The organism is Flavobacterium sp. (assembly GCF_046073885.1).
Classification (GTDB): Bacteria; Bacteroidota; Bacteroidia; order Flavobacteriales; family Flavobacteriaceae; genus Flavobacterium.
The window spans coordinates 115,777-122,608 of sequence record NZ_JBJTND010000021.1 but is presented as its reverse complement, the minus strand read 5'-3'; the positions used below and the strand labels follow the sequence as shown (position 1 = coordinate 122,608).

Annotated in this window: 8 protein-coding genes; 6 read left to right on the top strand and 2 right to left on the bottom strand. The window is 35.3% G+C overall.

All coding sequences use genetic code 11. The features are described 5' to 3' along the window. Positions 1-215 precede the first annotated feature (215 nt). Positions 216-896 carry a DUF4294 domain-containing protein gene (locus tag ACKOWY_RS03635; RefSeq protein ID WP_408940086.1) on the bottom strand — a complete coding sequence of 227 codons (681 nt, stop codon included), beginning with the start codon at positions 894-896 and terminating at the stop codon, positions 216-218. A gap of 83 nt (positions 897-979) precedes the next feature. On the opposite strand from ACKOWY_RS03635, the gene ACKOWY_RS03630 reads away from it, so the two are divergent. Next, positions 980-2,068 (top strand): M42 family metallopeptidase, encoded by a 1,089-nt coding sequence (locus tag ACKOWY_RS03630; protein ID WP_408940085.1) that lies wholly within the window; start codon positions 980-982, stop codon positions 2,066-2,068. 44 nt (positions 2,069-2,112) lie between these two features. Here the strand turns inward: ACKOWY_RS03630 and ACKOWY_RS03625 are convergent, their stop codons facing one another. Continuing rightward, on the bottom strand, positions 2,113-3,063 hold the full coding sequence (locus ACKOWY_RS03625; RefSeq protein WP_408940084.1) for a phosphoribosylaminoimidazolesuccinocarboxamide synthase: 951 nt from the start codon (positions 3,061-3,063) through the stop codon (positions 2,113-2,115). Between the two features lie 173 nt (positions 3,064-3,236). Between ACKOWY_RS03625 and ACKOWY_RS03620 the strand changes: the two genes are divergently transcribed. From ACKOWY_RS03620 to ACKOWY_RS03600, 5 genes are read left to right on the top strand one after another with little or no spacing between them, the layout of a single operon-like run. Beyond that, positions 3,237-4,190, top strand: coding sequence for an isopenicillin N synthase family dioxygenase (locus ACKOWY_RS03620; protein WP_408940083.1), 954 nt, complete (start codon positions 3,237-3,239; stop codon positions 4,188-4,190). A gap of 5 nt (positions 4,191-4,195) precedes the next feature. Then, positions 4,196-4,528, top strand: coding sequence for a translation initiation factor (locus ACKOWY_RS03615; protein ID WP_408940082.1), 333 nt, complete (start codon positions 4,196-4,198; stop codon positions 4,526-4,528). A 24-nt stretch (positions 4,529-4,552) separates the two neighbouring features. Next, positions 4,553-5,419 (top strand): nucleoside phosphorylase, encoded by an 867-nt coding sequence (locus ACKOWY_RS03610; protein WP_408940081.1) that lies wholly within the window; start codon positions 4,553-4,555, stop codon positions 5,417-5,419. An 8-nt stretch (positions 5,420-5,427) separates the two neighbouring features. After that, positions 5,428-5,979, top strand: a complete 552-nt coding sequence (locus ACKOWY_RS03605) for a GNAT family N-acetyltransferase (RefSeq protein WP_408940080.1) — start codon at positions 5,428-5,430, stop codon at positions 5,977-5,979. Then, positions 5,976-6,827: a substrate-binding domain-containing protein gene (locus ACKOWY_RS03600; protein ID WP_408940079.1), complete on the top strand. Its 852-nt coding sequence runs from the start codon at positions 5,976-5,978 to the stop codon at positions 6,825-6,827. Before ACKOWY_RS03605 ends, ACKOWY_RS03600 begins: the two co-directional genes overlap by 4 nt. Positions 6,828-6,832 lie beyond the last annotated feature (5 nt).

Below are 6,832 nucleotides of genomic sequence, written 5' to 3'. Positions count from 1 at the left end.
TTTTTTATGCAACTCTTGCTTTTCTACTTTTTAACCCCTTGATTCTATGAAGGTTGTTATCCTAACTTTTTTCTTAAAAAAACAAAAAATAGTTTCGAAATCTCTCTCTCCTAGCCCTGATTGAGACGGTAGCTCTTGCTTGATTCAAGCAAGACTATAGACGAAAGCAGGAACTATCTTTGCAAAAAAGCACAAGGATTCGCTCCTGAAAAAAATTATTTCTTATTAATTTTTTGTGCAAGTTTTTCCCAATGCTCGTTTAATTGATCTATTTCGATTGGATTTGCAGCACGTTGTTCTTGAAGTCTGCCTGTAGAAAATGCGCGATATAAAATCGTTTCAATTAAATAATCCTCATTACTATTAAATGGATCGTAAATTTCTTTTAGGTTGATTTTAAATAGGTGTGCTGCATTATTTGACCAAAAGGCTTTCCAACCGCTTTTATAATCTTTAATAAGGTTGTAGGTAGAAACTCCGGTTTGGCGGTAAATAAGCTTTACCAATATTTGACCCTGCTTATGAGATAGTTTTTTTAATTTGTCTTTAAACTCATTGTCTAAATAATCTTCAACCAGTCTAAAATACCTTCTCTTATCTCTATTAGATTGTAAATTACCCCTATTTTTATCTAATAAAGCAATTCGTTCTGCAGCAATTTTTGCATAAGGATATACTTTTAAAACACGGTTTTGAAGAATGAGAAATTCTTTTCTTTCTGCAGCACTCATTCTAACTTTAGAAAAAGAAACATCATTAAGCATAATAGTATCCATCTTAACCGAATCCAATTCTTTTATTTGAGGATCTTTTTCTAACAAAAGTTCATCATTTACTTGAGCAAATACCGGGATCGATAAAATAAAAAATAGTAAGAGAAATTTTGATTTTAACATGGCTGAAAAATTTAGGGTAAAAATATATAATAACACTAACAAGTGTAATGCCAAATTTATATTTTAGCAAAAAAAATATTTTTATGTCGAAAAAATCAATACTTACCGAATCTTCTATTCAATTTTTAGAAAAATACTTAAACAACCCATCACCAACAGGATATGAAGCTGGTGGACAGAAAATATGGATGGATTATTTAAAACCTTATGTAGATACTTTCATCACCGACACCTACGGAAGTGCTGTTGGAGTAATTAATCCAGGGGCAGAATACCGCGTTGTAATAGAAGGACATTCGGATGAAATTTCTTGGTATGTGAACTACATTACCGATAATGGATTGATTTATGTAATTCGAAATGGCGGATCAGATCACCAAATTGCTCCTTCTAAAAGGGTAAACATTCATACTAAAAACGGAATTGTAAAAGGTGTATTTGGATGGCCTGCAATTCACACCCGAAATCGCGGAAAAGAAGAATCAGCAACGTTACATAATATATTTATTGATTGCGGTTGTGCTACTAAAGAAGAAGTTGAAAAATTAGGGATTCATGTAGGCTGCGTGATTACGTATCCGGATGAATTTATGATTTTAAACGAAAATAAATTTGTTTGCAGAGCTATTGACAACCGTATGGGAGGCTTTATCATTGCTGAAGTAGCTCGTTTACTAAAAGAAAACAACAAGAAACTTCCATTTGGATTGTATATTGTAAATTCGGTGCAAGAAGAAATCGGACTTCGAGGTGCTGAAATGATTACCCAAACAATAAAACCACATGTTGCTATTGTGACTGATGTTTGCCACGACACCACCACCCCAATGATTGAAAAGAAAATTGAAGGCGACTTACAGATAGGTAAAGGGCCGGTTATTGCGTATGCACCTGCAACTCAAAACATTCTTAGAGAGCTTATAGTAAGTACCGCACAAGAAAAGAAAATTCCGTTTCAAAGACATGCCACTTCTAGAGTAACTGGTACCGATACGGATGCTTTTGCATACAGTAACGGCGGAGTTGCCTCTGCATTGATTTCGTTAGCGCTGCGCTACATGCACACCACTGTAGAAATGGTGCAACGTGAAGATGTTGAACATGTAATTGAGTTGATATATGAATCGTTGTTGAAGATTGAAAACAACCACGATTTTTCCTATTTCAAATAGAATTAGATTATCAAAAAAAAGTCCCAAAAATTTGGGACTTTTTTTTATTTGTTATTCAAATAGGCCAATACATTTTTTTCAATTCGATCTTGAATATTTGAAATATCAGCTTTTTCAAATTGCTCGCCAATAATATTCTCAAACAACTCTATGTAGCGTTGCGAAACAGAATCGATGTACTCGTCGGTCATATTCGGAATGGTTTGACCTTCTTTTCCTTGGAAATTATTTTCAATTAACCAACGTCTTACAAATTCTTTTGACAATTGCTTTTGTTCCTCTCCTGCATCTTGTCTTTCTTGGTATCCATCGGCATAAAAATAACGCGAAGAATCAGGTGTGTGGATTTCGTCAATTAAAACAATAACCCCGTCTTTTGTTTTTCCAAATTCATATTTAGTATCCACCAAAATCAAACCGCGAGAAGCTGCAATTTCAGTTCCGCGTTGGTACAATGCGCGCGTATATTTTTCTAAAACTAAATAATCTTCTTCCGATACAATTCCACTTGACAAAATCGCTTCACGAGAAATATCTTCATCGTGAACTCCCATATCTGCTTTGGTAGTCGGCGTAATTATTGGTGTTGGGAATTTATCATTTTCTTTCAATCCTTCTGGCATTTCAACTCCACAAAGTACTCTTTTTCCTAAAGCATATTCTCTAGCAGCATGTCCTGAAAGATAACCACGAATAACCATTTCCACTTTAAAAGGCTCGCATAAATGCCCGATTGCCACATTAGGATCTGGAGTTGCAACCAACCAATTCGGAACAATATCCTGAGTTAATTGCATGAATTTGGTAGCAATTTGATTTAAAATCTGACCTTTATAAGGAATTCCTTTTGGCATTACCACATCAAAAGCTGAAAGTCTATCGGTGGCAACCATAACCAAAAGATCATCGTTGATATTATAAACTTCACGGACTTTACCGCGGTAAACCGATTTTTGATTAGGGAAATGAAAATTAGTAGTTGTGATTGTATTCATTTTGTTGTATGTTGTTTTTGCAAAAGTAATTGGTTTCAAAATAATACACAACGCAGAAATAGTATTTAAATCACTTTCAATGAATCATTGCCAAATAAATTTCTAAAATTTGCTATATTTGTAGCTAGGATACGTTTTAGAATCCTCGTGAAAAATATTAAATTTGACTAAGCATGCAACAAATTCCAAGCGTTGACTTACGTGATTTCCTGTCGGATGATCCGGCACGTAAACAAAAATTTGTAAATGAAATCGGAAGAGCTTACGAAGATATTGGCTTCGTAGCATTAAAAGGACATTTTTTAAATGATCAATTGGTAGAAGATTTATATTCTGAAGTTCGAAACTTCTTCAACCTGCCTTTGGAAACCAAAGCGAAATACGAGATTCCAGGCATTGGCGGACAAAGAGGTTACATTTCTTTTGGAAAAGAACATGCCAAAGGAAGATCTGCAGGCGATTTAAAAGAGTTTTGGCACTTCGGCCAATATGTAAATGCTGATTCAAAATATGCAGATGAGTATCCCGAAAATGTTACCGTTTCCGAGTTACCTAATTTTAATTCAACCGGTAAAGAGGCCTACAAGCAATTAGAAAAAACCGGAATTTATGTATTAAGAGCATTAGCAATTCATATTGGTTTAGATGAATTTTACTTTGATCAATATATTGAAGAAGGAAATAGCATTTTACGACCAATCCACTACCCTCCAATTACTGACGAGCCTAAAGATGGCGCTGTTAGAGCCGCTGCACATGGCGATATCAACTTAATTACGCTATTAATGGGTGCCCAAGGAAAAGGATTACAGGTTCAAAATCATGCTGGCGAATGGCTTGATGCTATTGCCCAGCCCGATGAATTGATGATCAATGTGGGAGACATGCTTTCAAGACACACCAACAATAAATTAAAATCAACAATTCACCAAGTGGTTAATCCACCGAGAGAATTGTGGGGAACTTCTAGGTATTCCATTCCGTTTTTTATGCACCCAGTGAGTGATATGAAACTTAATTGCTTGCCGGAATGTATTGATGAAAACAACCCAAAGCAATTTGAAGACATAACCGCAGGCGATTATTTAAATGAGCGTTTGGTAGAATTGGGATTAATAAAGAAATAACAGAAATGGACTTACAAGATCAATTAAAAAAGTTATTTCCAGATCATGAAGTTTCTTCTGAACCCGAAAAAACGGAGGAAGTTGCTCATGAGTTACTGATTCAAAAGGAGCCGATGATTTGCAAATTCGAAAAACGAAATGGCAAACCCACTACCATAATTGAAGGCTACGAAGGCGATGAAGAAGATTTCAAAATTTTGGCTAAAGAAATAAAAACCAAACTCAGTGTGGGCGGAAGTTTTAAAGAGGGAGCCATCATCATTCAGGGGAATTACCGAGACAAAATAATGCAAATCCTACAAGCTAAAGGATTTAAAACAAAACGAGTTGGTGGATAAATTACCAACTTTAAATAAAACAACATGATTGCATCATCCGAATTAATATTGAACCCTGATGGAAGTGTATACCACCTCAATCTAAAACCAGAACACATTGCAACAGATATTATTTTTGTTGGTGATCAAAATCGTGTAGAAAAAATTACCAAACACTTTTCGAGAATAGAATTTTCCCTTCAAAAAAGAGAATTCAAAACCCAAACCGGAATTTACAAAGGCAAACGAATCACGGTGATTTCAACAGGAATTGGCCCTGATAATATTGACATTGTAATGAATGAATTGGACGCTCTAGTGAACATTGATTTAGAAACCAGAACCATCAAAGAAAAACTAACTTCTTTAAATATTATCCGAATTGGAACTTCGGGGTCCTTACAGGCAGAAATTCCATGTGATAGCATTGTATTGAGTCAATACGGTTTGGGTTTAGACAACATGCTTCGCTCCTATTGCATTGACGAAATTTCGGAAACCGACATGGAAGATGCTTTTATCAAACAAACCAATTGGGATTTAAGAAAAGGACGTCCTTATGTGATTCAAGGAAGTGAAATCCTAGCCAAACGATTGGACAGCGATTCCATTTATAAAGGATTTACCGGAACTGCCGGTGGATTTTACGGTCCGCAAGGTCGTGTTTTACGCATGCCTATTCAAGATCCTGAACTGAATAGTAAAATGGATCAATTTGAATACAAGGGCATTAAAATGACCAACCTTGAAATGGAAACCGGTGCCATTTATGGATTAGGAAAACTTCTTGGGCATCAATGTTTGTCAATGAATGCCATTATTGCCAATCGGGCTACAGGAACTTTCAGTGAAGATCCTTATAAAGCGGTTGATGCCTTAATTGAATACACCTTAAATAAATTGGCTGAATAGTACTATTTATGAATATCAAATTAGAATCGGAGCGCCTTTTATACCGTCCCTTTGAATTATCTGATGCTGAGGCATTGTACAACATGGACAACAATCCAAATGTACATAAATATCTTTGGCAGAAACCCACTCTTGAACTGGACGAATCGATACAAACTATCAAATATTTGCAAAAGCAATACAATGAAAACGGAATTGGAAGATTTGCAACCCTATTAAAAGAAACAGGCGAATTCATTGGTTGGACTGGATTGAAATACATTAACGATCATTTTGAAAATGGCCATACCAATTTTTACGATTATGGCTATCGATTGAAAGAAGAATTTTGGAACAAAGGTTATGCTACTGAAGCTACCAAAGCATGGTTAGATTATGGTTTCAACCATATGAATATCAAAGAAATGAATGCCTATACCCATAAAGAAAATGGTGCTTCAAACCACATACTTAGTAAAGCTGGATTTCAACTTTTAGAAGAATATCCTAACAATGATGGAGTAATTTGGAAATGGTGGCAATATTTTTTTGAAGATTATAAAAGAAACTTAAAAAAATGAAATCCCTAAAAATAGCAGGAGTTCCCGAACATTTTAATCTTCCTTGGCAACTAGCAATTGAGAATAAAAATTTTGAAGAGGTTGGTATCGATTTAGAATGGACTGCCATTCCGGAAGGAACCGGAAAATTATGTCAAATGCTACGCGATGGATCTACAGATATTGCTGTGATTCTAACGGAAGGAATTATTAAAGACATCGTAAATGGCAACAACAGCAAACTGGTTCAAATTTATGTGGAAAGTCCTTTAATTTGGGGAATTCATGTTGCTGCAAATTCCAAGTACAAAACGCTTGCCGATTTGGAAAATACCAAAGTTGCGATTTCTCGGTTTGGATCGGGTTCCGAATTAATGGCTTATGTAAATGCCGACAATCAAGGTTGGGATAAAAAAAGCTTAACTTTTGAAGTGGTAAATACCATTGATGGCGCGGTAACCGCTTTAACAAATGGAACCGCAGATTACTTCATGTGGGAACATTTCATGACCAAACCACTAGTTGATAAAGGCATTTTCAGAAGAGTTGCCGATTGCCCTACTCCTTGGCCTAGTTTTGTAATTGCTGTGCGTGAGGAAATCCTTCAAGAAAATCCTGAAGAAATAAAAAAACTTTTAGAAGTCATCAACAAGCAAACTCAAAGTTTTAAAAGCATTCCGAATATTGATGTTGTTTTAGCAAATCAATTCAATCAAAAAATAGAGGACATTCAGCAGTGGTTAAAGTTGACCCAATGGTCTCAAAGTCCTTTTAATGAAGCGCAATTAGAAACCATTCAAAATCAATTACTCGAACTAAATATTATTGATAAAAAAGCTCCTTTTATAAATTTGGTAATAGCACTCTAGCTTTT

Excerpts from the sequence above, each read along its gene's own strand:
- ACKOWY_RS03635 (WP_408940086.1), bottom strand. The coding sequence starts at position 896 with ATGTTAAAATCAAAATTTCTCTTACTATTTTTTATTTTATCGATCCCG.
- ACKOWY_RS03630 (WP_408940085.1), top strand. The coding sequence starts at position 980 with ATGTCGAAAAAATCAATACTTACCGAATCTTCTATTCAATTTTTAGAA.
- ACKOWY_RS03625 (WP_408940084.1), bottom strand. The coding sequence starts at position 3,063 with ATGAATACAATCACAACTACTAATTTTCATTTCCCTAATCAAAAATCG.
- ACKOWY_RS03620 (WP_408940083.1), top strand. The coding sequence starts at position 3,237 with ATGCAACAAATTCCAAGCGTTGACTTACGTGATTTCCTGTCGGATGAT.
- ACKOWY_RS03615 (WP_408940082.1), top strand. The coding sequence starts at position 4,196 with ATGGACTTACAAGATCAATTAAAAAAGTTATTTCCAGATCATGAAGTT.
- ACKOWY_RS03610 (WP_408940081.1), top strand. The coding sequence starts at position 4,553 with ATGATTGCATCATCCGAATTAATATTGAACCCTGATGGAAGTGTATAC.
- ACKOWY_RS03605 (WP_408940080.1), top strand. The coding sequence starts at position 5,428 with ATGAATATCAAATTAGAATCGGAGCGCCTTTTATACCGTCCCTTTGAA.
- ACKOWY_RS03600 (WP_408940079.1), top strand. The coding sequence starts at position 5,976 with ATGAAATCCCTAAAAATAGCAGGAGTTCCCGAACATTTTAATCTTCCT.